Source organism: Bacteroides sp. AF32-8BH, from assembly GCF_003435205.1.
GTDB lineage: Bacteria > Bacteroidota > Bacteroidia > Bacteroidales > Bacteroidaceae > Bacteroides > Bacteroides ovatus.
In genome coordinates this window covers 1-24,486 of sequence record NZ_QVLZ01000018.1, presented here as the reverse complement: position 1 = coordinate 24,486, position 24,486 = coordinate 1, and the positions used below count along the sequence as shown (strand labels likewise).

Sequence of the window (24,486 nt, the reverse complement as noted above, 5' to 3'; positions counted from 1 at the left end):
AAAAACATTACAATCATGCAACAGGAAGATGATTTGAGAGGGCTTGCAAGGGTCATGGACTTTATGCGGGCTGTCAGTATTCTATTCGTGGGAATAAACGTGTACTGGTTCTGTTACTCCACCCTGAAAGAATGGGGAGTGACGTTTGAGGTGATAGACAAGATACTGTGGAACTTCCAGCGCACCACCGGGCTGTTCTCGTCTATCTTATGGACAAAACTATTTTCGGTGGTGTTCCTCGCCCTGTCGTGTATCGGCACTAAGGGCGTGAAAGAGGAAAAGATAACGTGGGCGAAGATACATTGCAGCCTTGCGGCGGGTGTCGTGTTGTTTTTCCTGAACTGGTGGCTGCTGGAACTTCCGCTGCCACATACGGCGGACACTGTGTTTTATATCGCCACGCTGTCGGCGGGCTATATCTGTATGCTCATGGCGGGTACGTGGATGTCCCGGTTATTGAAAAACAACCTCATGGATGATGTCTTTAATACCGAGAACGAAAGTTTCCAGCAGGAAACAAGGCTTATCGAGAACGAGTATTCTGTAAATCTGCCTACCCGGTTCTACTATAAGAAGAAGTGGAACAATGGCTATATTAACGTTGTAAACGTTTTTCGTGCGAGCATCGTGTTAGGAACGCCGGGCAGCGGGAAGTCATACGCAGTAGTAAATAATTACATAAAACAGCAAATCGAGAAAGGTTTTGCGCTCTACCTGTATGATTATAAGTTTCCTGACCTTTCGGAAATCGCTTACAATCATTTGCTTAACCACTTGGACGGCTACAAGGTCAAGCCGAAATTTTACGTTATCAACTTTGACGACCCACGCAAGAGCCACCGATGTAACCCTATAAACGCCAGCTTCATGTCGGACATTGCGGATGCTTATGAAGCCAGCTACACGATTATGCTTAACCTCAATCGAAGCTGGATAAGCAAGCAGGGCGACTTCTTCGTGGAAAGCCCGATTATCCTGCTTGCAGCCATTATTTGGTATTTGCGCATCTATCAAGGCGGCAGGTATTGCACGTTTCCCCATGCCATAGAACTGTTGAACAAGAAATACGCTGATGTATTCACGATTTTGCGCAGTTATCCCGAACTGGAAAATTACCTTTCCCCGTTCGTGGACGCTTGGGAAAGTTCGGCAGTTGAACAGTTGCAGGGGCAGATTGCCAGTGCAAAAATCCCGCTTTCAAGGATGATTTCACCCGCCCTTTACTGGGTAATGACGGGCGATGATTTTTCACTTGACATCAACAACCCGAAAGAGCCTAAAATACTGGTTGTCGGCAACAATCCTGACCGCCAAAATATCTACTCGGCAGCACTGGGATTATATAATTCCCGTATCGTGAAGCTGATAAACAAGAAAGGTCAGCTTAAAAGTTCGGTGATAATAGATGAATTACCAACTATATATTTTCGGGGGTTGGATAATTTGATTGCCACCGCCCGAAGCAACAAGGTTGCGGTTCTGTTAGGCTTTCAGGATTACAGCCAGCTTACCCGTGATTACGGGGACAAGGAAAGCCGGGTTATCCAAAATACTGTGGGTAACGTGTTCAGCGGTCAAGTAGTCGGTGAAACGGCGAAAATCCTTTCCGAGCGTTTCGGAAAGGTGTTGCAGAAACGGCAGAGCATGACGATAAACCAACGGGAAAAATCCACCTCGATAAGCACCCAAATGGACAGCCTGATACCCGCCAGCAAAATATCCAACCTCACGCAAGGTATGTTCGTGGGTGCTGTGGCGGACAACTTCGATGAACGGATAGAGCAGAAGATTTTCCACTGCGAAATCGTGGTGGACAACGAAAAGGTGAAGCGGGAAACCGCCCATTACGTGAAGTTGCCGCAGATTATCGACTTCACCGACAAGGACGGCAACGACCGGATGCAGGAGGAGATACAAGCCAACTATGACCGCATCCGTCAGGAAGTCAGGCAGATAGTCGAGGACGAGATAACCCGGATTAAGAACGACCCGGAGTTATGCCACTTGATTAAGGAGGAAGAATAGCTATATATAATAATGTATGGAGTGAAGAACAGCCGATGTAGCTTTACGGTTGTTCTTCATTTTGCTTTTTGGTGCGGTAGGCTTCAAAACGCACTAATATTTCGTGCAGGTTCTTCAATGCTTCCACAGCCTTGCCTATCGGCGGCATCTTGCTTTTGTCGAAAGTCAGTTTCTTCAAATCGGTAGTGTACGCCGTAGCCACTTCGGGTAACGCCATGACCGCTTCGGCATCCTTGAATATCGGTGCATCAGCCAGCGACAAGTGCGAACGGGAGTTTTTATTTAGTCCGTCCTCTATCGTCACCCGGTACATGGCATCCAAGAAATCTTCCGAATGTAGGTAATCGTTATATTCCTGATTGTGGTAGAGTGCCGACAAGTCGTAAACGTCACGGATATGCTTTGCCAACAGTGCGGCTGCATCCTCATTGTAAGACAGCTTTACCAGCCTTGAAACCTTGTCGCAGATAGTCTTTCGGGGGTTGATACACTGCGTTTCAAAACTTTCCAGCCCGTAGGTGCTTATCAGTTCCTCTTGCCCGATGCTTTCAAGAAAGGCGGTCACAATCGGTTTGATAACCCGCTTGTCCGCCGGGTAGAACATCAGTTTTTTGTCCGGCAGGTCACAGGATTTTATCTCTACTTCCAAATGTTCTTTCAGTCCCACGCCTTGAAATACATTGTCATACGAGAAATACAGTTTACGGTAATTACCGCCCGTTTCCGACAAATCTTCCTTGTATATGTCACTATTGAGTTCGGCTATGTATTTGGAAAGTTTCTTGTTCAATGTCTTTTCTGCCTGCTTGGACGCACCTTTATCACCCGTGAACACGAACAAGTCCAAATCTTCCGAGAAACGTTCTATCAGCCCGTAGGCTTTGGAAAGTGAAGTTCCGCCTTTGAAGTAGGTCTTATCCGCATATTCGGACATGGAAATATCCCGCAGTATCTTCGATACCCAGTAATCCTTTTCCACGTGCGACTGCTCGTAGCCGAAATGGTCAGCCGCCAGTGCGATGATTTCCTTGAACGCTTCCTTGTCCGAATGTAAATTCATATTTCTGTCCTATGCTGTTTTATAATCCAAGTTGAACCGTGTCGTGGGAAGAATGGTCTTTGCCATTTCCGTTTGCAATACGGTTTGTCTGATGTCGCCCAGTATATCCGCCACCACCTTTCTGACACGTGGCGGGTAACTTTTCGCCAAAGATACGATTTTTTCCAGTTCCGGCAGGCTGTACCCGTTGAAATATTGGCTTTTGACCCGGTTGTAGATGTCCTGCCCGGTTGTTCCGGGTATGCGCTTCATGTCCTTTATCGCATCGAGCAGCCGCAAGTACGGGACAAGGCTTTCATCCGGATAGACCATGCAGTAGGCTTTCACGCACTCTATATCCAAGTTCTTGAAACGGAAACGGCGAACCGGGTTAGGAGTGGCTATCGTTATGGTTGTGGCTACCTGTTCGGTCAGCCCCATTTTGTTATAGATGTAAGCCCCCGTGATATAGCCGTTCAGTTTTTCAGTCAGGTAGCGGAACTGTTCATCCTGATAGACAGGCAGCTTTCCCAGCCCCAGCACTGATTTCTTGGGACGGTAGTACGCCCCCTTTTCAACCCGTACCAGTACCCCTTTGCGGCTCTGTTCGGAAAGTAGCACCGCAACATTGGCGGTCTTTTCCGTTTCAAACGATAAATCCCGGAACGTGAATATACGCCCGGTATCTATCCGTTCAATCTGCCCAAGTATCTCTTTTCTGAATGAAGCCATATTTATGTCCTTTGTTTCTATATGCAAAGATAGTATATTATGTAATCACCTGCAAAAACATAACAAAGATTTTGCCGAAGATGTTTTCTTTTTGTCGTGTCACCTGATAATAGGAGAATAACGGAAACTCAATCAAAGGCTTGCCATACGCTTCATAAACGCTTCACAAATGGCTCACAAGTATAATGCGATTTTTGTAAAACTGTTGATTATAAGCCGAAAACAATATATACAAATGGCTCACAAATGGCTCGTTTAAAGCAAGCGATTAACTTCGGTCTGTACCCGTTTTAAATCTCCAACCAACAGTTGGAGATTTACCGCACCCGGATAATTTCAAGCTCCGCAGGACAAATTCGGGCATCCCTTGCCCCCGTTTTTAGTCGCTATCTGTAGACTGGACTATTATTATACCATTCAATAATCAAATCATTATCGTTATTATGGACATTTAAAGTGAAAAAGATATTCCTATAATGATTAAAGCAATAGATGCAAATATGTATCTATATCTTTTTGTAGAAAACATTGCTCCTATACAAGAGATAGATACAGCAAATTGCATACATTTTAAACTTAACTCTGTAGTCTTAAATATACACATAGACAAAAAAGATAATGCCAAAACAAATAGTATAGCATTCAATATATATTTCAGTTTCATATTCCTTTGATTTACATTGACCTTATTAGCAGTAGCATATAAATTGCTCATCCTAACCCAATAACCAATCCTATACAAAAGAACAAGGTGAATCTCTTTTCCTTGTGTTTCAGCCCATAGACCAGCCCGATAATAGCACATAAAGGAATATTAGATGAATCTGCATTTTTTCCTTTATTTACAAGGTATTTATGACTTTCTTTGCTCAATTTGCAAATCTCACGGTTCTCATTGTTCTGTTGTAGCATACATTTATGCAACTTAATGTTCCCATGATTCAGTTTAATCTATTTTCTCTAATTCAATTGTAGCTACTTTCTCTTTATCTGGACTAATTTCATTCTGTATAATGGTTATATGTTTTTGGGTATAGCTTTTGATAATCCAAGGGGCTCCACCCAAATATAAAGCATTGCTATTAAATGTGATATATTTCCCTTCTATTGTATAAGTAATATCAATTTCATCGTAACCTTCCCAATTTACTTTCCCTTTCCGAGTATCTACAAATTGCATACCGACCCCCATATTTTGTACTGTCCAAGCCTCACAATGCCCTGTTCCACGCCATGAAGTCTGATAAAGTGCTTCGGGGGTTAATTCATTTGTCTGTTCATTATCATCGTCGCAGCTTATAAAGCTGAATGTACAGAGGAATAGCATAAGTATTCCAAGAATTTCTTTTGTTTTCATATTCTTTTTTTTAATCTCTTGTTTAACTCATTCAATCTTTATTTTGTCTCTTCGTTGAACCAACCAAAGATAAGACAAAGATAAAAAGAAGAATTCTTTGGCAGATTAAGATACTCTTGGAATATTGTTATGAATGTAAATTTCTAAACCTATGTTTATTTTTTGTTGTCAAAACTTTGCTTGCGTCTGATTCGGCTCATGTGTATGGGTGTAATTTTAAGGTAGGATGCTATTTCTTTTAGTGATACCATTTGAAGGATTGCAGGGCATTTTTTTAAAAGTTGGAGGTAACGCTCTTCCGGTGTGAATCTGAATAAATCCAAATAACGTGAATATGATTGGAAAAACATCTGTTCGGCTGCGATACGGGCTATCCGTTGGTTTTCATTATTTTCCTTGAATTTTTGCTGTAAGAATGTAGAAGAACAGATGTAAATCTCGCACGGGATTATCGCCTGTATATTCAATTCTGATTTCATGCCATATAAGCAAGTGGGATAATCGGCTATAAATTCATTTGGAAAGGAAAAACCGACATTATACGGCTTGTTTTCTGTCCGGTTGGTGCAACTGTATTTGACTACGCCTGATAAGATAAACCCGAAGAAAGAACAGGCATCACCTTCATGGAGAATAAACTCATTCTTTTTATAATGTCGTAACTCTCCATGTTTCAGACACAACTCCTTGAAGAAGTCTATGTCTATGTTACTCATATATGAATTGAATTCGGCTATCATTTGTATATAAGAGAAATGTATAAAAAATATCTGAATTTCCATGTTTGGAGTTTAGTCTGTTTTTTGTCTATATATCCAAACCGTACTAAACTTTTTTCTGTTGACTGCAAGATATAAGTACTGGCGAAAAGAGTAAGAATAAAAGGTATTTCTTTTTGACAGTATTACTTTTAATAATTTGAGGAGGAAATAATACTCTAAGTAAAGGCTTATTCTACCGTCCGAGAGCTTATTTTGCTCCAGCTTGGGGTTTTCTTTCGTTTTATTTTCTAACATTGCCATTGTTTAGAGGTTTTATCTCGATTTAGGTGCCGTAACCGGGTAATTACACTAAATAGTTGATTTTCTTTTGTTTTCTGCGGATGCAAAGGTACAAAAGAAAATGATATTTCAAAGTGTACTGAATAACAGAAAATGGCAAAAATAGAGAAAAACAGAAAATATTCAAATGACTGATAATAAGAAAGATGAATTATTTTTATTCTATAATCTCCATGTCTTGTATCGGCATTGGCATTGGGTGGTAAAGAAGCAATAGATAACATCCATATTCTAAAAACTATTCCCTACATAGAAATGTCACTCCAATCTATCGGGGATTTGAAACGAGTGCAATAACAGATTACTAACGAAGCGCGATGACGCTTAAACAGTGTTCCCCGCTAATCCATTAAAGGGTTCACATATGGTTCATACTCGAATGATTTTCTTTTGCAAAATATGCAAATTACTTGAGTTTTAGCTATTTCAAAAAACGACCAAAGGGTTCACAAAGGGTTCATCGAAAGAGAGTGAAATCATTCACTCTCTTTTTTTATGCCCTTTTCAATTCTGCAACCAATGGTTGCGGAATTTCATCCCACCCGGACAAATCGGGACACCGCAGGACAAATTCGGACAGCCCTTGCCGCCCGTCCAAATATAGCATATTTAGTCGCTACCTTTGGGCGGGACTATTCCCGTAACCACTAAAATTCCAATTATTTATGGCAAACAGAATGACCCCGCCCGCAGAGGGGCAGGAAAAAGACGTGCTGCTGGTCTTGGATAAACAGCAGGGCAAGGTGAGTGCCGTTAAGGGTATCGACAAGGAGGGCAATTTGCAGACCGTGCCGCCGACACACGGCGGCGAGTTCATGCAGGTGGACAAGAACAGCGATGTGTTCAGCAACTTCATTTCCAACTTCTACCGCAAGTATCAGGACACTTCCGGGCTGGAACTGTTCAGCGTCAAGGCTTCCGAAGCGGAGCGGGACGCAAAGGCAATCGAGGACAACCACCGCAACCCTACACCGGAGGGCAACAAGCGGGCTGAAATGCTTCGAGTTCCGAAGCCCGACTTCCACGAGTTCAAGCAGGGCTACCGCTTCGACCCGTCAAAAATCGACTGGGAGAACCTGAAAAAAGTCGGCATCACCGCCGACACCCTGAAAAACACGAAGGACTTCGACCGGGTGATGCGTGGCTACAAGTCCCGCAACACCTACACCGTTTCGGGGACGGTGGGCGGCTTCTACCTCAAACCTACCGATGTCAAGCTCTCTTTCTATCAGGCTAAGGACGGCACGGTAGTCCCCAAGCTGCACGGCGTGCAGCAGGACGAGAAACTGTTGCAACGCCCGTTCCATGAACACGGGTTCACCAAGCAGGAACAGGGCAACTTGCAAGGCACTGGCAACTTGGGCGGCATCGCTGAAATCAAAGACCCGAAAAGCGGCGAGCAAATCCCCGTGTTCGTCAGCCGGGACAGGTACACGCACGAACTGGAGTATATGCGGGCTGACAAGTGGAAATGCCCCGATACAATCTGTAACGTGCAAGTCAGCCCGGAGCAGAAAGCCGCCTTTGAAGCCGGGCAAGCGGTGAAAATGGAAAACCTGCAATTCAGGGACGGCACGAAGCGCAGTGCCTATTTGCAGGTCAGTGCGGTGGAGCGTGGCTTGGAGTTCCTGCCCCGTGCCGCCGTCCAGTTCTTGCAGCAGGGACAGCAGCCCGCAGAGCAGCAGGTAGCCGGGCTAAAGGACGGCAAGGGCGTTGAGTTCAACGGTCATGTACAGCCCGGCGCACAGGGCAAATCCCCCGACAAGGTGCAGCCGAAAGACGTTACCCCCGCCGCCGAGAGCCGGACGCAGGTAGCGGTCAATTCGGGGGGCAAGACCAACGAAGCCACCAAGCAGGGCAAAGAGCCGCTGAAACAGGGTCAGGACAAGCCCACCGCCAAGCAGAAAGAGAAGCAGGAGAAAGCGCAGGACAAGAGCCTGAAAGCGGACAAGCCCAAGAAGTCCAGAGGAATGAAAATGTAGTACCCACCTTAAAAAGTAAAGAATTATGATTGCATTGATAGCAGAGAAGCCCAGCGTGGCAAAGGACATCGCCCGCATCATCGGTGCGACCGGGCGTAATGACGGTTATCTTTCCGGCAACGGGTATATGGTGACATGGGCGTTCGGCCACTTAATCCAGCTTGCCATGCCGGAAGCCTACGGCGTGGCGAACTTCCGCAGGGAGAGCCTGCCCATACTGCCGCCCGATTTCCAGCTAATTCCCCGTCAGGTGAAAGCGGAGAAAGGCTACAAGGCAGACCCCGGCGTGCTGAAACAGTTGAAAGTGATAAAGGAAGTTTTCGACCAGTGCGACAAGATTATTGTCGCCACCGATGCCGGGCGTGAGGGTGAGCTAATCTTCCGCTATATCTTCCATTACCTGAACTGTCGGAAACCATTTGTGCGTCTGTGGATAAGCAGCCTTACCGACAAGGCAATCCGTGAGGGGCTGGATAACTTGCAGCCGGGCGAATATTACGATAACCTCTACCTTTCTGCCAAGTCCCGCAGCGAAGCGGACTGGCTGATAGGGATAAACGCCACCCAAGCGTTGAGCGTTGCCGCCGGGCAGGGGGTGTTCTCACTGGGCAGGGTGCAGACACCCACGCTCGTGATGATATGCAGCCGCTATTTGGAGAACAAGAATTTCGTACCCGCCAAGTTTTGGCAACTCAAAGCGGCGACCGCCAGCGGGGAAATAAGTTTCACCGCCCAATCGACCGCCAAGTGGGAACAGCAGCCCGAAGCCATAGCCGCCCTGCAACGGGTAAAGGATGCCGGGCAACTTGTGGTTAAATCCGTTGAGAGGAAAGAAGCCTGTCAAGAACCGCCGCTTTTGTACGACCTTACCACGCTGCAAAAGGAAGCGAACACGAAGCTGAACTTCTCGGCTGACAAGACGCTTTCCATAGCGCAAAGCCTGTATGAAAAGAAAGTGATGTCCTACCCAAGAACCGGAAGCCGCTATATCCCGGAGGACGTTTTCGATGAAATGCCGGAACGTGTCGCCCTGCTGGGGCAATACCCCCGCTTTGCCGGGTATGCCGCCGGGCTGGACGGTGCGGCACTGAACCGCCGCAGCGTGAACGATAGCAAAGTGACCGACCACCACGCCTTAATCATTACCGAGAACCTGCCCGGCGAACTTTCCAAAGACGAGCGGGCGGTTTACGAGCTGGTAGCCGGGCGTATGCTGGAAGCCTTTTCGGGCAAGTGCGTGAAAGACGTTACCACCGCCTTGCTGTCAGGGGGAGATACCGACTTCACGGTGAAAGGGTCTGTGATGAAAGAAGCCGGGTGGCGTGCCGTGTTCGGCGAGCAGGAAACGGGCGGGGATGAAGAAGCCGCCAGCCTGCCGCCACTCCAAGAGGGAGAATATTTGCCACTCTCCGGCGTGGATCTGCTCGAAAAGCAGACCAAGCCGAAACCGCTGCACACGGAAAGCAGCCTGCTTGCGGCAATGGAGAACGCCGGAAAGGAACTGGAAGATGCCGAACTGAAAGCCAGCCTGAAAGATGCCGGGATAGGCACACCCGCCACCCGTGCGGCGATTATCGAAACGCTGTTCGCCCGCCAGTACATCGTGCGTGAGAAGAAGAACCTTGTACCCACCGACAAGGGGCTTGCCGTTTACAGGATTGTCAGGGACAAGAAGATTGCCGATGTCGAAATGACGGGCATGTGGGAAACCGCCCTTGCCAAGATAGAAGCGGGCAGCATGGATGCCGACATGTTCCGAAAGGGCATTGAGGTGTACGCCGCTCAAATCACGGCGGAATTGCTATCGGTGCAGTTATCTATCGCCAATGGCGAAACTTGTTCCTGCCCCAAATGCAATAACGGGCGCATCCTGTTCTACCCGAAAGTGGCGAAGTGTTCCAACGTGGACTGCACGCTTACCATATTCCGCAACAAGTGCGACAAGCAGCTTTCCGACAAGCAGATTGTCGAGCTGGCGACGAAACGCAAGACAGGGCTAATCAAGGGCTTCAAGGGCAAGAACGGCAAGGCTTTCGATGCTTCGCTTGTGCTGGACGAACAGTTCAATATCGGTTTTTCATTTCCCGAAAAGAAAGCGAAACCGAAGAAATAGCCTATCTTTGCCACTGAAATTTCATTGTGATAGGTTTTACAACTTATAATAATTGAAATTTTAGTGGTTGCGCCCGGCGGGAACCGGGCGCATTTTTTATACGCTCCCGCCAAACAGGTAGGTCGAACAGACCACCCCGTTATCCAGCACCCTGCTTTCCGAGAGTTTCCAATGTGAGCCGAATGTTTCCCCGATAAAGCCGATGCCTTTGCCCGCCATGACTGGGACGGTGTAGATAGTCAGGCTGTCCAGCAATCCGGCTTTAATCAATGAAGTAAGCAGCTTGCCGCCGCCAACTACCAATATGTCGGTTTTCTGTTTCAGTTCATAGACCCTTTGCAGCGGTTCTTCGGTCAGGAACTCCACCCCGCAGTCCGGCGTCACGTTGGTGTCGTAGTGTGACACCACAAAAGACCGCTTGCTTTTGTGCGGCCACCCGCCCCAGTGTTCAAAGATGTAGTTATAGGTGTTCGCCCCCATAAGCAGGCAATCCGCATCCAAATAGTATTTGCCGATGATAGCTTTTACTTTATCAGGCAACCAGTCCAGTTCATAGTCCGGCGTGGCGGTATGCCCGTCCAGCGATACGGCGATGTGCGCTTTGATTTGTTCCATATTGTCAGGTATTAAAGTGATATAAATCCCTACTGTCTTGGCACGTTAGCCGCCACCCCAAAAAGAAAGCGTGGCATGACGCTGTTTCAAAGTAGAGGTACTGGCATACCCAAATGTGGAAACAGTGCAGCCACGCTATGACAAACGCATAGCATATCCTGCGCTGAATATCCCCACATTTTGAAAAGTGCCAGTTTTCTACTTTGGGACGTTCGGCGAACGTATATGTTATATATAAAGGCAATATTCCGGCAACCGCCGTCCAACTGCCGTTACTTTTCCGTGTAACTTCTGCAAAGTTAAGCAAATACCCTGAAAAATCACGTGCAAACAGAAAAAATCCTGCCGTGTTATCACAACAGGGCAGGACACAAGCACCTAAAAATACACAAGTTCAGCCCATACGCCTACGGGCAGCTTGCGTTCCTTTGAAGATGATATGAACCGATGACAAAACAGCTTTGGTTCGCCGTGTCTTTGGTGATGATGTCCCTTTCCCGCATGAAGCGGATATAGCTCTTTGCGGTGCGCTCCTTGATGTCCAATACCTGCTGCAACTGCTCGCAAAGGTCTATGTAGGTGATGCGTGTCTGCCGCCCGAAGATGTCATGTGCGACATTCACCAGTTCCCTTTCCTTGCGTTTCTCCTTTTCCTCACGGGGCTTCTCGCCCTTGTACACGTGCATCCCGGCTTCCTTGTCCCATGCAAAGAGCATCAGCGGCACGTCCAGCGGGCTTCCGTCCCTTACTTTCAGGGCTTTCACCACCGACTGGGCGGGTTCATCGTCTTTCTCTATCGAAAGGATTGTAGCCGCCTTGCGCTGCAACTCGCTGCCCAAATGTCCCCGCAGCTTCAAACCGTTGGGGACGAAATGCAGCACGCACAGAATACACGTGTTGTAGATGCCAGCCAGCCGATAAAGTTCATCTATCACCGCCACGCTTTCCGCTTCATCGTTGGCACTCTTAACAAGGTCGGCGATGCCGTCAATGACGACCAACTGGATGCCGCCGTACTGGTAGTAAAACTTATCCATGCTCTGCACAATGGCGTTCAAGCGTTCTTTGCGTGACATACCCGTCAGGCAGAACGCTTTGAGTTCATCGGGTTTGTCCGGCTGTTTGGCACGTGCCAGCAGGTTGCTTACATTCTTGAACAGTTGCACTTCCGATTGCTCGGTATCGTAAAGCAAGACCGCCTTGTGCCTGCCGTTGGCGGTTATCTGTATGCCCAGCGTATCTACTTCCGCACCAGCCGGGCAGATGCAGCCCGCCACGATTGCGGCTACATAATTGCTCTTTCCCGTTCCCTCGCCCCCGGTGATGCCGAACAGGTTGCCTTGTGTCCCCAGCGGAACGTCACCCGCCGAAATAATCTCTTGTGCTTTGGCGGGCGGGTTGTTGAAATCTATCTCGCATGATTTTAGCATAATCAATGTGTCGCTATACAGGTTGTCTAAAAATTCGATAAACAGCTTCAGGAAATCTTCACGGGTGTTCCCGGCTTTGAAGTAGTCGGATATGTCCTTTTCCTCTTTCGTTCCCGGAAGCGGGAGCAGCAGGCGTTTCACGCCAAATTCTTCCAATAGTTTTTCCTGCTTGCATGAACTTTCCCTGCCCGTCTTGTCCATGTCAAAGAGCAGGACGATGTGCTTGAAGCGGAACGTCAGCCGATAGACCAGCGTGGGAGGGATAGTCACCGTTTCGCTGTTGAAGCAGATAGCGTGAAAACCGTGCGCCGCCAGCGAAAGCACGTCTTTCTCGCCGCCCGTGATGAATAGCGTGTCGCCTTTGGCTGGCAGTTGTTCCAGCCCGAAACTGTAGTTCTCGCCGAAGCTGCCGCCGTAGAGGAAGCGGGGCGTGGAGAACGGGCGGTACAGCTTGATGTGCTGTTTGCCCTTGTAGCCGTACATGGGTTCTGCCACCGATGAAGTGTAGGTGTACGGTTTGCCCTCTGCCGTTTCGCTGTGATACTCCCGGAGCGAGCAGACCTTGTAACGTTCCAGCAGTTCGGGCGTGATGCCGTACTGTTGCCAGTACACCAGTTCGGCAAGCGGGAACTTCTGTTCCCGGAACTGGTAGGGCTTGACGGGCTTTTCGGACGTTTCTTCGGGTTTGTCCGGCACTGCCCGGCGGACGGTTGCCGGGGGAACGGAAACCGGAGTGCCGGAAGCCAGCCCCAAACCCAAGTCCCGGTCGATGATTTCCAGTATCTCCACGAAGTCAGCCGCCCGGTTGCAGTCCAGCCCCTTTAACTGCCCCACGAGGAAGAAACAGTCGCCGCTATAACTGTCGTTGCCGAAGTCTTTCATCTTGTAGATACCGCCCCGGCGGTCGAAGTAGATGTTGCAGGAAGCCTTGCTGTCCTCGTACAGCGGGTTAAGGAAGTTGCGACCTATGCGCCAGTTTCCGGGCAGGTAGTGTTTGAACACCGCCAGCCCGTTACTTGTCCTTTCTAAGATTTCCTCTTTCCTTAGCATACAACTGGTGGTTGGTTATCAGGTTGTCGATGTTCTCCTTGTTGCTCCTTATCAGGCGTTCTTCCAGCATCCGGCGTATCTCGCTGACCTTGTAGAAGTAGCGTCCCCTGATGTTGGAATAGGCGATAGTCCCCGACACCCGCAGGCGTTGCAGGGTCTTTTCGCTTATTTTCAGGAACGTGCAGACCTCGTAGCTGTCCACCCACATGTCTTCCTCGCTTTGCCTTGCCGTTTCCATGTGGTTGAAGATGTAGTCGACAATGGCGGTAATCTTGTTGTCCAGTTCCTTGTAGGCTTTGGACTCGAATGTTATTATTTCCATAACGGTAACTGATTGATTTGCCGCAAAGTTCGGGTGTCCTGAAAAATAAAACGCCACAGATGTACCCACCTGTGGCGAAATAAATTTTGTTAAAGCACGGTTGCCTAATCCTGCTCCCTCATGCGCATCAGCAACCTGTCTTTCAGGGTGGAGAGGAAGCCCGTTCGGTCTTTGGTCTTGGCTTTTAGTTCCATGTAGGTGTGGTAGAAGTCGCCGAGGTCTATGTCGAACACGTATTCAAAGTAGGCTACAATCTCCTTAATATCAACCGTTCCCTTGTTCAGACAGCCGCAGGCGTCCAGTGCGTAGATAAGTTCCACCAACGCCCTTTTCGTCCCCGTCCAGCGCAACAGCCTGCCCATGAAGCCGTTCTTCACCCGCTTGCGCTGTTCCCGGCGTTCCAGCTCGTGCAGACGGTTGGTGAGGTATATTTCCAGCAGTTCGTTGGCTAAAATCTTGGCTACCTTGAAATCGTGACTGGTGCTGAACTGTGGGTCTGTTTCGTAATAGAAACTGTCCACGATGATTTGTATGTCAGGCTTCCCACGTATGAAATACTGCCTGTCCAAGTAGGTGGCTTTCGTTCGGTGGTACTGGTAGAACGCCAAGTTCCGCTGGAACGACCTTGAAATCCGGTCGGTTTCCGACAGCAGGTAGTCCCGCTGCACGTCCTCGCTGCCGCTGGGGAAGCGCACCTCTATCTTGTAAACGGTATTGTAATAGATGATTTTGCTCGCTAAAAGCGGTTTCAGTTCCTTGAAGAAGTGTATTTCTTCTTCCGTGCTGGCGAACGGGTAGGAGATTATAAAGGTTTTGAGTTCGCCCAGTATCTCTTGCAGGTAGTCCACGCACAGGCGGCAGAGCGTCAGCGTGTCCGCTGCGGTGTCCTCGTATTCCTGTATCTGCCATTCCACTTTTTGAAGCAGTCCGGCGAAGTATGTTTCCAACGGTATCTTATGTTCCATAACCTTGTGCTTATCTTTTATGAAGCACAAAGTTACGGGCATAAAAAATCAGTTTTATTCTTGATTTTTCACATTACGTTCTTGTAACTGTGCATTTTCTTGTTTCCTGCGCTTTTCTGCGTATTTCTCCGGGGGTATCTAAAAGATACGCCTTGCAGAAGTCGTTCAGGTTCGATGTCGATGCGAACCCGGTGGTGAACGCCACTTCGGTAAGCGTGAGGTTTGTGTTCAACAGGTAGTGTTCCACGTCCTTTACCCGTTCCTTTATCACCCATTCCTTAGCCGTGTACCCGGTCATTTTCTTTACCTTTCGCCGGAACGAGCCGTATTCCATGCCGCATTTGTCCGCCAGTTTCTCGGCATCATAGACCATGTAGCCTTTCAGACGTACCATTTCGGTGAACGTCTGCCTGCCCAGTTCCGACAGCATCCGTTCGGCGTGGCGCAGTTCCTTTTCCGTCACCAGCAGTCGGTTGCCCCTTACCGGGTTTCTCCGCAGCAGGTGGAAAGCGTGGCATACCGTGTTGTACACGTTGCAGAGGTACTGCCGTCCCGGTCGCATCCAGTGGAGCGCATCGCAGTAGGCGGTCAGTTCGGGTATCTCGTCCCGCTTGCGGTGCTGTTCCGCCAGTTCGTCAAGTATGGCGTAATGGGTGGTGGACATACCCAGCAGGATAATGATTGCCTTGTAGTCCTTGTATGCCGCCAGTGTCGGCGTTTCCGGCAGGCTTTTGAGCGTGTCGCACACGTGGGCGCACAGCCGCCCGTCCTTGCTGAACGGTTCAAGTTCCAAGTAGTTGTCCATTTTCCGGCTGTTGTGCAGCAGCCATGTTACCTTTTCGTCCAGTTCCTTGCAGGACGCTTCCAACTCCGCTTCGGGAGCGGGAAGCAATAATGATGTAATCCGTTGTTCCATATCTGATGTTTTATATATGAATGACATATCATTTGTTCCACTTCACGCAATCCGTCCAACCCCATTCATCGAACAGCCATGTTTCTAAGAAGAAAAGTACAAAGGGCAGCAGGAACAGAAAATATGCCTGTACTGCGCTGATATGCTTAGAGCGGCGGTAGCGGTTCAACAATGCCTGTACACGGGCTTTCCTGTATCGTGCAAGAATAAATACACAAATAAGCAAAAACATTGCACCTAAATAGCCAAGATGTAAGGACGACCATTCCGGTACACTGTTAATCAGGAGAAAGTTGCCGGGCAGAACTACTACCCACCACCAATACCAAAACAGCAGTATAAAACCTGACATCCGCCCTATCTTCTTGCCCCAAACCTCTCCCTTGAAATATAGGTAGTCAAAAAAATAGTATCTGTAATTCGTCCGGTTTGCACGTTGCTTCACTCGTTCAAAATAGTTATCTGTATTTTTTATTCCTTTATTCATAATGGCTTGGAAAGGAACGCCGTCAGATGCTATCTTTCGTTGTTACTAACTTATTTACAAATCCCAATCCGGTGAATAAACACCCAATCCCAATAAGGGGATAAACAATGCCACATAAGACTGCAAGCATATTCAATCCTCGTTCATCTCCCGTGAAGCCGTCTAAACAAACAGCTTGCAATATGAAGTTTGTAATTTGCCAATCCAATAAACTTTGGTCTATACAGATAAAGGCAAGCCACAAAAGGATAGAGCAACATTCCAAACCCAACAATAACATTATGGTTTTAGGCTGCATTGCATATAGTTTATAGACCTTGTAGATTACCAGTATATCTATTATTACAAGCATACCCAAAAGACAATATTCCATAATGCCATATATTCCGAACAGACGACCAAAGCCTAAGCCACCACAAAATAATGTTATGGCTATCAGCAAAGCACTGAAAGCTGTCAATGCTATTATGGATTGAACAGTTTTATTCATCGCACTATTGTTAATGGTTAGCAGGGAACGGCTTGTCCGTTATCCTGCGTTGTTAGCTGTATCTATTTTAGAAAATCCAAATCAAAATAATATTGATTGTCATTCTTCGGATTTATGTAAATCGTTGCCACTCCATAATATTGCAATAGCATTTCCAATGAAACTTTTTCCTTCAAAATTGCATCACTGCGAAATGTTTTTGTCTTTCCTTTGTATGGGGTGGTGTACGTCACGGTGCATATTGCAGTGGACACTACTTGTTCACTATGATAAATGTCAGGAAACAAAGAGCCGCTAACACCATTCCAAAACTGGGTTTCCCATGAATTGAATACCTTAAAGACTGGCTCTTGCATCCTTGACTTCTTGCTACTCCATTTCTGCGCACTGACTTTACATTGGCTTAAATCAACCGATAATCGTGTTCCATGCTTTTTTATCTGTTTGATTGCCTGCCTTGCTCTATATCTACGAATAGCAGCACCTATAAGATTGTGATTTAACCATACAAGCAATAAAACCACTCCCGGTATTCCAATGGCATACCACCTTCCGGCAAAACAAATGCCCACACCGAATACATAAATCCAAATAAAAATAAATCCAAGTATTCTCAATATTTTATTCTCATAGATTTTCATGTCATATAATTACAGCTAATGCCTTGAATGCTTAGAAAGGAGCATCGTTAGATGCTATCTTTCGTTATTAGATATCTATTGCCCTTTCTCGCTTGAGGATATGGAACTAAAGTTGCCTTTATAATTCGATTATTACAGTTAAATGGTACATAAGCCACTTTACTATCAATACTTAATGTGTCGTTTAGCTGTTTCAAATGGGAGTGCTCATTTTGTAATAAAACTTCCGTTTTTGAAAAGTCCACAGAACTGCATATCGGATAGAAACCGGAAAAACAAGTAGGCGTTATGTAAGCTGCTTGATTTTCATAATCAAAGAACAGGAAACGGTTTCCGTCTGCCACATTATCATACACAGCAAAGCAATCAAACTTTCTCACTCCATTGATTGTATAGCTTTGCACGAAGTCAATATTGCTATCATCTACCGCTTTCAACTCAAAAATGACCTTCTTTTCATCGTGCTGATTAAAACACAGCCTATATAGAGTTTCAAATTCTGTTTTTTCTGTTTCTATATAAAGGGTATCTTGTTCAGTCAAAAAATGATACTTTACTGAATTTTGTTCCACATAGCCGTTTTTCGCTATAACATAGCTAAGTGGGAAAAGGAACAAACAATACAATACAAATATTCTCATGTCTTTATATCTAATGATTAGAAAGGAGCATCGTCAGATGCTATCTTTCGTTGTTACTAACTTATTAAATCTTTATTGTATAATTTTTAGCCAATGACGATGTGTTATTATAAAATAAAGTAATACAACCAAAATGGGATAAATCATCCATGATATGAAGGAAGAAACCTTTTGGCTATTAAATATCAGAGGTTTACTCCTTATAATTTCCATACCTTTTTTCCTTTTGATATAATACGAACAGAATGTCTTGTATAATAAAACATAGATTATGATGAAAAACACAAAAGGGGTTTTATAATTGAAATTCTCCTCTATCAGTAGATATGCCAATACTATAACAGGAAGAAATAATATTCCACATATTATCTGTATCGTCCGCTCATGTGGATTTTCCAATATAAATTTATCCCTATTAAATATGAATATCTGATAATACATCGCATCTAAAATGAATTTTATCATAAAGAGTTATTCGTATTGTTAGTAATGGCTAAGCGGGGAACGCTGTTAGGCGTTATCACGCTTTGTTATAAACTCAAATTACTTTGCATGATTGGCTTTTATTTACCCACCATTCCTGTTCTTCCACCTCACGAGCCTTTTGTATCTCGTCCGTTGTCAGATTTTCATTGTGATAGGCATTATATAGATTTTCCCAACCATTCTTACGATATTTCGGTGATACAATCCATTCGCCTGCATCATTAAACAGGCAGAAGTTTGCAGGAGTATCGGGTATAATCTCATCTGCCCAAGAACAGACTTTTGTCAGTCCCTTTGCGGATTTCCACTTACCCCGATATTCAGATAAGTTCAATTTCAGTTCTGCTATTTCATTCCGTCCTTTCTCTATTTGCTGTCCGCTCATCCGATACCCCTGCTTGAAAGAACCGGAGAATGTACCGCTATATCGTTTATCTCCGTATTCCGCAAACGAGTAATACCCGTATATGAAACCGTCCAATTCCGTATATTCACTTTTTATCATTTGGGAACAGGAAGAAATGCTATCTACACAAACCTTTCCCTTAAACGGACAGATTACGGATAATCGGGTACGACTGATACCCTTTATCTCATATTCTCTACTATCCATTTTCCGAACTTCGGTAATATGAATATCAATTCGGCTACAATCTTCTCCTAATATGCCAATCATGCTTAAATTGTCAAACAAGCCCGAAAGGTCTTGCTGCAAAATATCTGCTTTGGGATTTTGTGAATAGGCTACTCCACAAAACCAAAAGAGTAAAAAGATAATGATATGGTATATTTTCTGTTTCATATTTTGCATTACTGTTTATAATGGCTAAGCGGGGAACGCTGTAAGCGTTAGCCCGGTTTGTTAGTAGCTATTTATTATTCAATCGGTTTCTTTCCAGTATTAGGTTCACTTCCTTTTCTGTATGGGAATATTTCTTTTTTGAAACCATACCTACAAACTCTAAAGAAGAGTCCAATAATGGGGATATATCTCCATCAATTACATCATCAAAATGCAAGAATTTGAGTTTCTTCATTCCTGCCAAAAATTTCAAGTCTTTTAGACTTGAAATACTAATCTGCTTAATCGTATTGTTGGGTACTAATTGGGTTAAATCTTGAAGTCGTTTACAGTTACGTAATCTAAGTATTTTAACTCTTGATAAACGGTTCAAAACACTAATGTCCGTTATGTTATTGCAATAATATAATGATAATTCTTTAAGTCTATTTGAATTACATAAACCTCTAATATCTATCATTTTTCGAGAACGAACAATCTCCAACGTTCTTATGTTAGTTAATTGACATAAACCATTCAAATTTATATTTTTGGCATCCCATAGTGTCAGTTCTTCTAACAAATTCATGCTTTTCAGTTCTTTCAAATCTTCTGATTTGAGATTATAAATATGCAGTCGTTTCAAGTTTATTAAAGTATCTACATTTTCTGTTTGTTTTGTATGATAATACTTCAATTCTTCAAGTTTGGGAAACAAACTGAAATCAATAGTAAAGACCTTGTCAATCCAAAGTCCCAATTTTTTTAAGTGCGGTAAAACACTTAGTTGATTTAAATTGCATGGTTCTATTGTAAAGTCGTACCCTGAAATAATCAAGGTTTCAATAAAATCATATTCACATATTAGACTTACATTTAATGTGTGTTTACAGGAAACACCACTGATGCCGATGTCGTCCGTTGATATTAAAATATCATTATAGCCTTGATTTTTTGCAAACTCTAATCCTTCTCTTAAATAGAGAGGAGATATTATTAACCGATTTACATCTGGTACTTCTTTGAAATGTTCCATACTACTATTTGTTTCTGATTGCTACTAATGGCTGGACGGGGAACGGCGTTAGTCCGTTATCCCGGCTTGTTATGAACTTACTTTACCTCTTGTGCCTTTTTATAATTTGCATAGCGAGCATTTAGAGTGTCCCGCCATTCTTGACTTGGGCAAGAGTTTATTAATTGAATATACCTATCATCATCAACACAAACGGACTCTACAAGTCTTAGTAAGCTCCACTGCAAATCATAAAAAGCATTTTCAGGGAAGATTTGTACCAACACCATAGCTTCATCAAATGATATGGGGAATTGTATTTGTTCTAATAAAGTATCATAAGCATTTATCAACTCATCAATGCTATCAGAATCATTGATACTTTCATTAGGCATACGACCTAAATCTTTCAACTGTAAAATTTCATTTCTCATATCGTGTACTCTAATTGTTCATAATGGCTTGACAAGGAGCTGCGTTTAGCAGCTAACTTGGCTTGTTATCAGTGATTTATTTTGCGATACCTGCACATGTAAATTTTAATCCTGTGATTGAATATTGCTTCACAAAATCTACAAATTCATCTGTGCAATAATAATTGTTATTAAACAGACTATCCCGAAATATGATATATGAACCGATATTTCCTTTATTGAAAATACCATTATTATCTCTCATCATCTTCAAAATTTCTTCATTGCTCTTGGACTCTATATTTAAGGCATCGACTGTATTCAATACATTTATAAAATAATAGTTTGAAGTATTACCGTCTACATTGACAGGTAAAACTTCTATTTGTCCTTTCAGCTTTTCAGCGAGCAATAAAGATGTTCTTTTATTTACTATCAGACAACCAGAAAAATAACAAGAAGCATCAAAGTCCTCACTTCGTTTGTCTTTCTTTTTTCTTTTATCTTTAAACAATTCTAAGCTAAGCCCTTTCCACTCATTAACAAGTGATTGACCATTATAATCCCAAACATCTTTATTTGATTTATCTTCTTCCTTGAATACAAAGAACTTGTAATTATCAAAGTCTTGTCCAATTTCATATATATTCATAATGTTACACTATTTAATTACTGATAATGGTTTAGCAGGGAACGGCTTGTCCGTTATCCTGCTTCGTTAACATCATATTTTATTCTCATTCCAGTGTACCATATCAATACACCATAATAACAAGGTCTTTTTGCGCTTCAACGGCTTCATCGAAAATGAAATTCAAGTCGTCCATTTCCTGCTCGTAATCATAATCTCCGATACCGTTACCCTCTTGTAGTGAGGTGTATTCCGTCCGCTTGCTCTCCAAATCTGAAACGGGTATGCTGATGATATAGGGAAAATCACTGCTCAATGGAATAGGGATGAATGTACTTTGGCTATCCAATTGCCAAAGGTTTTCCGCACAGTAGATTTGCGTTCCATAATGGTTGCAAATCTTTTCATATACATACCCGTACATGAAAGCAATTTCGGGATAACGGATTTCTCCGTTCACTATATCTGCCAACGCTGCATAAGCATCTTTATCCGTGTTCAGGCTATCGCTGAAATAATCGTTCAGAGTGTCAAGTTCCTGCTTCAACGCAACCTTTAATTGGTTTATAAGCTGATTATCACAAGTTCCATAAACAGACTTTACCTTATCGGCTTCTGTCAAATATGCACAAACAGAGTAACTCATACCTTTTCTTCATTTAATATTGTCATTCCAGTGTACCATGTCGTATGGATAGTAGGGCAACCCTTTCAGGCTGCTATCATCCAGCCCCAAGACCTTGACCAATGCACCGCTTTCAAAACACCAATAACCGTCATGGTTGATACCATATTTATGGTCGTCATGCCAAGATAAATCAGAATGTCCTCGATACCATTCTTTTTTGAGGTATTTTTCCAATCGTTTCACCGCTTCTGCTTTGTCTTGTTCAGCCAACTCTGTAACAGTGATAGCAATTCGATAGGGTGACGGATATAATACTTGGTTTGTTGTCCTTTCCCAATCAGGAAATCTGTATCTAATCAATGTATCATAAATATAGTCTTTAGCTTCTCTGTCTTTTATCAGTTGCACCAGACCATGTATAAGGTCGTCTTCGTAATCCAACATAATGCCTATTGACAGAAGCCACAACATTTCAATATAAAATCCGTTGTCCGTCCAAAATCTCGGCATTGTTTTGAGGGCTTTCACATAATTGTTTTTCAGCTTATCAATATCCTGTCCCATAGAATACTGTACTAATAAATAACGAAGCCTATAATTGAACAAAGAATCGTAACCTATATGTTTTCCTGAAAGATGCATTTGTTCATAATAACTAATATCTTCATCATACATTTTCAGTTGCTTCAAATACTGTTCTTCTGTAAAAAGTTTATCTCTTGTTTCCATTATGGTACACTGCTTTTTGATGTTAATGGCTAAGCGGGGAACGCTGTTAAGCGTTATCCCGATTTGTTAATAACTTTTTCCTTCTCAATAGATGCGAAACTCCAATTGTCAAAAGCAGATAGGCAACCAGTAAACCTTGATAAAACCAATACTTATGAAATTTGCCTATGTCTGCTAAAAAAATCTTTCCGCTTGAACCTTGATGAACCACGGATCTATATTCATCACAAAACAAATAATATTCAAAACTCATTAAGTAGGCAAGTGCCAATATAGATAAGGCGATTAGGCGTGATATTTTATGATGTAGCCACAAATCGCTTCCGATAAATAGCACTGAAAAGACAGCCCAATACATAGATGCAAGCGAAAAATGCCACCCTGTTCCGTATAAGGGACTTATAATACTGACACCTGCATAAAGCGTACTTACCAATAGTAAGTAATACAATATTATTTTTATAATTTTCATGTTTCGCACTATTGTTATTAATGGTTCAGCAGGGAACGGCTTGCCGTTATCCTGCGTTGTTAATGGTATATTTATATTTTCCCTTTACTATAAAAAGCCTCTAAAACAAAGAGAAACAACGAAAGGAAAATGTATAATATAAGTATCAATAGATTATTCTTATTAGGCTTTTCATTAAACTTCTCTATGACAGCTTTATACCTTCTTTTCCAGCAGAAACGAATACATAAAAGAATGAATATCAGCCCTAAAGACACATTATACATTGTTCGCGTTGGATAAGGCAATATTTTATATTGTTCCAATACTCCCCATATTGTGTGAATATTACAATTCAGAAATACAGCGAGAATTAACAAAGCTGCATAAACCGCTATTTCGGAATAAGAACTGTATTTCCATAGCCTATAAAATTTGAAAAATAAATAATCTATCATACTTAATTACCATTAATGGCTAAGCGAGGAACGCTGTTAAGCGTTATCACGCTTTGTTATAAACTCATTTTATCTATTGGTATAATAGTCTTTAAGTAGAAGCGGGAGGAAAAACCAACTTACAGTGCCTATTATAGAGATAGCAACAAAAAACCAACTTTTCCTGTTGTTGTTATTGTTCCTGTAATGGTTGTTCCACCTTCGGTATCTTTTTGTTTCATCCCAAAATACGATTTCATTTATGAATATAAATAAAACAGAACAAGAGAGATAGATAAGAATCTTGTTGTCATTAACAAAAGGCAATGGTGCTATCAGTGCCATTATCAATGCAATAAATGGGAGATAGAAAAACAAAAAGCCAATGTAATTTCCGGCTCTACCATATCCAAGCAATCCCCAGAAGAAATACTTGATTGTAAAATACCAATAGATATACCAGTTCATAATGTTAATATCAAATTGTTTATAATGGCTAAGCGGGGAACGCTGTCAAGCGTTATCACGCTTCGTTATCTATATTTCAACTGAATCAGAATGGAATTTTAGAAGCATAAGCCGCATAATATTTTCCTTATCTTCCCAATATTCCTCGTCTATTTTATTCAACTTAGTGATTTCGTTTTCTGTCAAATGCTTGGGAATATCCCATAGCTCTTGTAATTGGCTGTCATTTTCCAATCTTTGGATGATGCTGTATGCCTGTATAAGAAGTTGTTCTGTATATGTTGCGTTAATTGCTCCCAGTCCTTTGATTGCAAGCAAATAAGCATCATAGCCCCAATTACAGAAGAATTGAAGAAATCCACCATTATACATTTCAAGTTCCAGCCAATATAATGCGGCGACCATACTGTCTGTTTCCCCCATATCTTGATAATCGGGACGAATTTCTGTAAACTTACGTCCAATAGGGGAAAAGGATTGTTCCCAATATTGTTCTAAATTTTCCATTCTTATTGCTTTTGTTATAGATAATGGGTTGCAGCTTGCCACCGTTAGGTGGAATAGGTGCTTGTTATCAACAT

The 24,486-nt window shown here is 43.6% G+C and carries 26 protein-coding genes; 3 read left to right on the top strand and 23 right to left on the bottom strand.

The window, feature by feature from the left end; genetic code table 11:
* Positions 1–15 precede the first annotated feature (15 nt).
* A complete protein-coding gene (gene mobC, locus DWZ47_RS14115; RefSeq protein WP_007478174.1) occupies positions 16–2,025 on the top strand; it encodes a conjugal transfer protein MobC in 2,010 nt (669 codons plus the stop codon).
* 43 nt (positions 2,026–2,068) lie between these two features.
* Here mobC and DWZ47_RS14110 read toward each other — a convergent pair whose 3' ends face one another.
* From DWZ47_RS14110 to DWZ47_RS14085, 5 genes are all read right to left on the bottom strand, one after another.
* Entirely contained in the window at positions 2,069–3,085 is a 1,017-nt protein-coding gene (locus DWZ47_RS14110) for a nucleotidyl transferase AbiEii/AbiGii toxin family protein (protein WP_004309977.1), read from the bottom strand.
* A 9-nt stretch (positions 3,086–3,094) separates the two neighbouring features.
* Positions 3,095–3,796, bottom strand: coding sequence for a DUF6088 family protein (locus DWZ47_RS14105; RefSeq protein ID WP_004309978.1), 702 nt, complete (start codon positions 3,794–3,796; stop codon positions 3,095–3,097).
* A 711-nt stretch (positions 3,797–4,507) separates the two neighbouring features.
* A complete protein-coding gene (locus DWZ47_RS14095) occupies positions 4,508–4,708 on the bottom strand; it encodes a hypothetical protein (protein WP_007478170.1) in 201 nt (66 codons plus the stop codon).
* Between the two features lie 34 nt (positions 4,709–4,742).
* Positions 4,743–5,153 (bottom strand): hypothetical protein, encoded by a 411-nt coding sequence (locus tag DWZ47_RS14090; RefSeq protein ID WP_004309979.1) that lies wholly within the window; start codon positions 5,151–5,153, stop codon positions 4,743–4,745.
* A 155-nt stretch (positions 5,154–5,308) separates the two neighbouring features.
* On the bottom strand, positions 5,309–5,935 hold the full coding sequence (locus DWZ47_RS14085; protein WP_004309980.1) for a Crp/Fnr family transcriptional regulator: 627 nt from the start codon (positions 5,933–5,935) through the stop codon (positions 5,309–5,311).
* Between the two features lie 944 nt (positions 5,936–6,879).
* On the opposite strand from DWZ47_RS14085, the gene DWZ47_RS14060 reads away from it, so the two are divergent.
* Positions 6,880–8,196, top strand: a complete 1,317-nt coding sequence (locus DWZ47_RS14060) for a DUF4099 domain-containing protein (protein ID WP_004309982.1) — start codon at positions 6,880–6,882, stop codon at positions 8,194–8,196.
* 25 nt (positions 8,197–8,221) lie between these two features.
* The gene (locus DWZ47_RS14055) at positions 8,222–10,309 is read left to right on the top strand and encodes a type IA DNA topoisomerase (protein ID WP_004309983.1); all 2,088 of its coding nucleotides are present in this window, start codon (positions 8,222–8,224) and stop codon (positions 10,307–10,309) included.
* Between the two features lie 96 nt (positions 10,310–10,405).
* Here DWZ47_RS14055 and DWZ47_RS14050 read toward each other — a convergent pair whose 3' ends face one another.
* The 18 genes from DWZ47_RS14050 to DWZ47_RS13950 all read right to left on the bottom strand — a co-directional run bounded on the left by DWZ47_RS14050 (position 10,406) and on the right by DWZ47_RS13950 (position 24,412).
* Positions 10,406–10,924, bottom strand: a complete 519-nt coding sequence (locus DWZ47_RS14050; RefSeq protein ID WP_004309984.1) for a dihydrofolate reductase family protein — start codon at positions 10,922–10,924, stop codon at positions 10,406–10,408.
* 407 nt (positions 10,925–11,331) lie between these two features.
* The gene (locus tag DWZ47_RS14040; RefSeq protein WP_007565634.1) at positions 11,332–13,404 is read right to left on the bottom strand and encodes a bifunctional DNA primase/helicase; all 2,073 of its coding nucleotides are present in this window, start codon (positions 13,402–13,404) and stop codon (positions 11,332–11,334) included.
* The gene (locus tag DWZ47_RS14035; protein ID WP_199488156.1) at positions 13,367–13,795 is read right to left on the bottom strand and encodes a helix-turn-helix domain-containing protein; all 429 of its coding nucleotides are present in this window, start codon (positions 13,793–13,795) and stop codon (positions 13,367–13,369) included. The genes DWZ47_RS14040 and DWZ47_RS14035 overlap by 38 nt, the downstream gene beginning before the upstream one ends.
* A 35-nt stretch (positions 13,796–13,830) precedes the next feature.
* On the bottom strand, positions 13,831–14,733 hold the full coding sequence (locus DWZ47_RS14030) for an RteC domain-containing protein (protein WP_007482647.1): 903 nt from the start codon (positions 14,731–14,733) through the stop codon (positions 13,831–13,833).
* A gap of 31 nt (positions 14,734–14,764) precedes the next feature.
* Positions 14,765–15,607 carry a helix-turn-helix domain-containing protein gene (locus DWZ47_RS14025; protein ID WP_117513643.1) on the bottom strand — a complete coding sequence of 281 codons (843 nt, stop codon included), beginning with the start codon at positions 15,605–15,607 and terminating at the stop codon, positions 14,765–14,767.
* A gap of 28 nt (positions 15,608–15,635) precedes the next feature.
* Positions 15,636–16,094, bottom strand: a complete 459-nt coding sequence (locus DWZ47_RS14020; protein WP_007482655.1) for a hypothetical protein — start codon at positions 16,092–16,094, stop codon at positions 15,636–15,638.
* A gap of 22 nt (positions 16,095–16,116) precedes the next feature.
* Positions 16,117–16,584, bottom strand: coding sequence for a hypothetical protein (locus DWZ47_RS14015; protein WP_007482656.1), 468 nt, complete (start codon positions 16,582–16,584; stop codon positions 16,117–16,119).
* 62 nt (positions 16,585–16,646) lie between these two features.
* Positions 16,647–17,225, bottom strand: a complete 579-nt coding sequence (locus DWZ47_RS14010; RefSeq protein WP_007482658.1) for a hypothetical protein — start codon at positions 17,223–17,225, stop codon at positions 16,647–16,649.
* 47 nt (positions 17,226–17,272) lie between these two features.
* Positions 17,273–17,866 carry a hypothetical protein gene (locus DWZ47_RS14005; RefSeq protein ID WP_007482659.1) on the bottom strand — a complete coding sequence of 198 codons (594 nt, stop codon included), beginning with the start codon at positions 17,864–17,866 and terminating at the stop codon, positions 17,273–17,275.
* A 72-nt stretch (positions 17,867–17,938) separates the two neighbouring features.
* Complete coding sequence (locus DWZ47_RS31385; protein WP_007482662.1) at positions 17,939–18,331, bottom strand: hypothetical protein; 393 nt, start codon at positions 18,329–18,331, stop codon at positions 17,939–17,941.
* A 73-nt stretch (positions 18,332–18,404) separates the two neighbouring features.
* Entirely contained in the window at positions 18,405–19,154 is a 750-nt protein-coding gene (locus DWZ47_RS13995) for a hypothetical protein (protein WP_007482664.1), read from the bottom strand.
* 67 nt (positions 19,155–19,221) lie between these two features.
* Positions 19,222–20,169, bottom strand: coding sequence for a hypothetical protein (locus tag DWZ47_RS13990; protein ID WP_007482667.1), 948 nt, complete (start codon positions 20,167–20,169; stop codon positions 19,222–19,224).
* Between the two features lie 77 nt (positions 20,170–20,246).
* The gene (locus DWZ47_RS13985; protein WP_007570681.1) at positions 20,247–20,582 is read right to left on the bottom strand and encodes a hypothetical protein; all 336 of its coding nucleotides are present in this window, start codon (positions 20,580–20,582) and stop codon (positions 20,247–20,249) included.
* A gap of 76 nt (positions 20,583–20,658) precedes the next feature.
* Positions 20,659–21,213: an imm11 family protein gene (locus tag DWZ47_RS13980; protein WP_007480245.1), complete on the bottom strand. Its 555-nt coding sequence runs from the start codon at positions 21,211–21,213 to the stop codon at positions 20,659–20,661.
* Between the two features lie 103 nt (positions 21,214–21,316).
* Positions 21,317–21,838, bottom strand: a complete 522-nt coding sequence (locus DWZ47_RS13975) for a hypothetical protein (protein ID WP_007480238.1) — start codon at positions 21,836–21,838, stop codon at positions 21,317–21,319.
* A gap of 9 nt (positions 21,839–21,847) precedes the next feature.
* Positions 21,848–22,549, bottom strand: a complete 702-nt coding sequence (locus DWZ47_RS13970) for a PoNe immunity protein domain-containing protein (protein ID WP_007480240.1) — start codon at positions 22,547–22,549, stop codon at positions 21,848–21,850.
* 46 nt (positions 22,550–22,595) lie between these two features.
* Positions 22,596–23,021: a hypothetical protein gene (locus DWZ47_RS13965; protein ID WP_007570671.1), complete on the bottom strand. Its 426-nt coding sequence runs from the start codon at positions 23,019–23,021 to the stop codon at positions 22,596–22,598.
* A 953-nt stretch (positions 23,022–23,974) separates the two neighbouring features.
* A complete protein-coding gene (locus DWZ47_RS13950) occupies positions 23,975–24,412 on the bottom strand; it encodes a DUF4375 domain-containing protein (RefSeq protein WP_117513563.1) in 438 nt (145 codons plus the stop codon).
* Between the last annotated feature and the right edge of the window lie 74 nt (positions 24,413–24,486).

What these genes read in the sequence shown, in the direction of transcription:
- DWZ47_RS13980 (WP_007480245.1), bottom strand. Translation starts at nt 21,213, where the DNA reads ATGAATATATATGAAATTGGACAAGACTTTGATAATTACAAGTTCTTT.
- DWZ47_RS14105 (WP_004309978.1), bottom strand. Translation starts at nt 3,796, where the DNA reads ATGGCTTCATTCAGAAAAGAGATACTTGGGCAGATTGAACGGATAGAT.
- DWZ47_RS14050 (WP_004309984.1), bottom strand. Translation starts at nt 10,924, where the DNA reads ATGGAACAAATCAAAGCGCACATCGCCGTATCGCTGGACGGGCATACC.
- DWZ47_RS14110 (WP_004309977.1), bottom strand. Translation starts at nt 3,085, where the DNA reads ATGAATTTACATTCGGACAAGGAAGCGTTCAAGGAAATCATCGCACTG.
- DWZ47_RS14055 (WP_004309983.1), top strand. Translation starts at nt 8,222, where the DNA reads ATGATTGCATTGATAGCAGAGAAGCCCAGCGTGGCAAAGGACATCGCC.
- DWZ47_RS14060 (WP_004309982.1), top strand. Translation starts at nt 6,880, where the DNA reads ATGGCAAACAGAATGACCCCGCCCGCAGAGGGGCAGGAAAAAGACGTG.
- DWZ47_RS14025 (WP_117513643.1), bottom strand. Translation starts at nt 15,607, where the DNA reads ATGGAACAACGGATTACATCATTATTGCTTCCCGCTCCCGAAGCGGAG.
- DWZ47_RS14020 (WP_007482655.1), bottom strand. Translation starts at nt 16,094, where the DNA reads ATGAATAAAGGAATAAAAAATACAGATAACTATTTTGAACGAGTGAAG.
- DWZ47_RS14090 (WP_004309979.1), bottom strand. Translation starts at nt 5,153, where the DNA reads ATGAAAACAAAAGAAATTCTTGGAATACTTATGCTATTCCTCTGTACA.
- DWZ47_RS13985 (WP_007570681.1), bottom strand. Translation starts at nt 20,582, where the DNA reads ATGAGAAATGAAATTTTACAGTTGAAAGATTTAGGTCGTATGCCTAAT.
- DWZ47_RS14015 (WP_007482656.1), bottom strand. Translation starts at nt 16,584, where the DNA reads ATGAATAAAACTGTTCAATCCATAATAGCATTGACAGCTTTCAGTGCT.
- DWZ47_RS14040 (WP_007565634.1), bottom strand. Translation starts at nt 13,404, where the DNA reads ATGCTAAGGAAAGAGGAAATCTTAGAAAGGACAAGTAACGGGCTGGCG.
- DWZ47_RS13995 (WP_007482664.1), bottom strand. Translation starts at nt 19,154, where the DNA reads ATGAAACAGAAAATATACCATATCATTATCTTTTTACTCTTTTGGTTT.
- DWZ47_RS13990 (WP_007482667.1), bottom strand. Translation starts at nt 20,169, where the DNA reads ATGGAACATTTCAAAGAAGTACCAGATGTAAATCGGTTAATAATATCT.
- DWZ47_RS14095 (WP_007478170.1), bottom strand. Translation starts at nt 4,708, where the DNA reads ATGCTACAACAGAACAATGAGAACCGTGAGATTTGCAAATTGAGCAAA.
- DWZ47_RS14010 (WP_007482658.1), bottom strand. Translation starts at nt 17,225, where the DNA reads ATGAAAATCTATGAGAATAAAATATTGAGAATACTTGGATTTATTTTT.
- DWZ47_RS13975 (WP_007480238.1), bottom strand. Translation starts at nt 21,838, where the DNA reads ATGAGTTACTCTGTTTGTGCATATTTGACAGAAGCCGATAAGGTAAAG.
- DWZ47_RS14085 (WP_004309980.1), bottom strand. Translation starts at nt 5,935, where the DNA reads ATGGAAATTCAGATATTTTTTATACATTTCTCTTATATACAAATGATA.
- DWZ47_RS14030 (WP_007482647.1), bottom strand. Translation starts at nt 14,733, where the DNA reads ATGCCCGTAACTTTGTGCTTCATAAAAGATAAGCACAAGGTTATGGAA.
- DWZ47_RS31385 (WP_007482662.1), bottom strand. Translation starts at nt 18,331, where the DNA reads ATGATAAAATTCATTTTAGATGCGATGTATTATCAGATATTCATATTT.
- DWZ47_RS13965 (WP_007570671.1), bottom strand. Translation starts at nt 23,021, where the DNA reads ATGAAAATTATAAAAATAATATTGTATTACTTACTATTGGTAAGTACG.
- DWZ47_RS13970 (WP_007480240.1), bottom strand. Translation starts at nt 22,549, where the DNA reads ATGGAAACAAGAGATAAACTTTTTACAGAAGAACAGTATTTGAAGCAA.
- DWZ47_RS13950 (WP_117513563.1), bottom strand. Translation starts at nt 24,412, where the DNA reads ATGGAAAATTTAGAACAATATTGGGAACAATCCTTTTCCCCTATTGGA.
- DWZ47_RS14005 (WP_007482659.1), bottom strand. Translation starts at nt 17,866, where the DNA reads ATGAGAATATTTGTATTGTATTGTTTGTTCCTTTTCCCACTTAGCTAT.
- mobC (WP_007478174.1), top strand. Translation starts at nt 16, where the DNA reads ATGCAACAGGAAGATGATTTGAGAGGGCTTGCAAGGGTCATGGACTTT.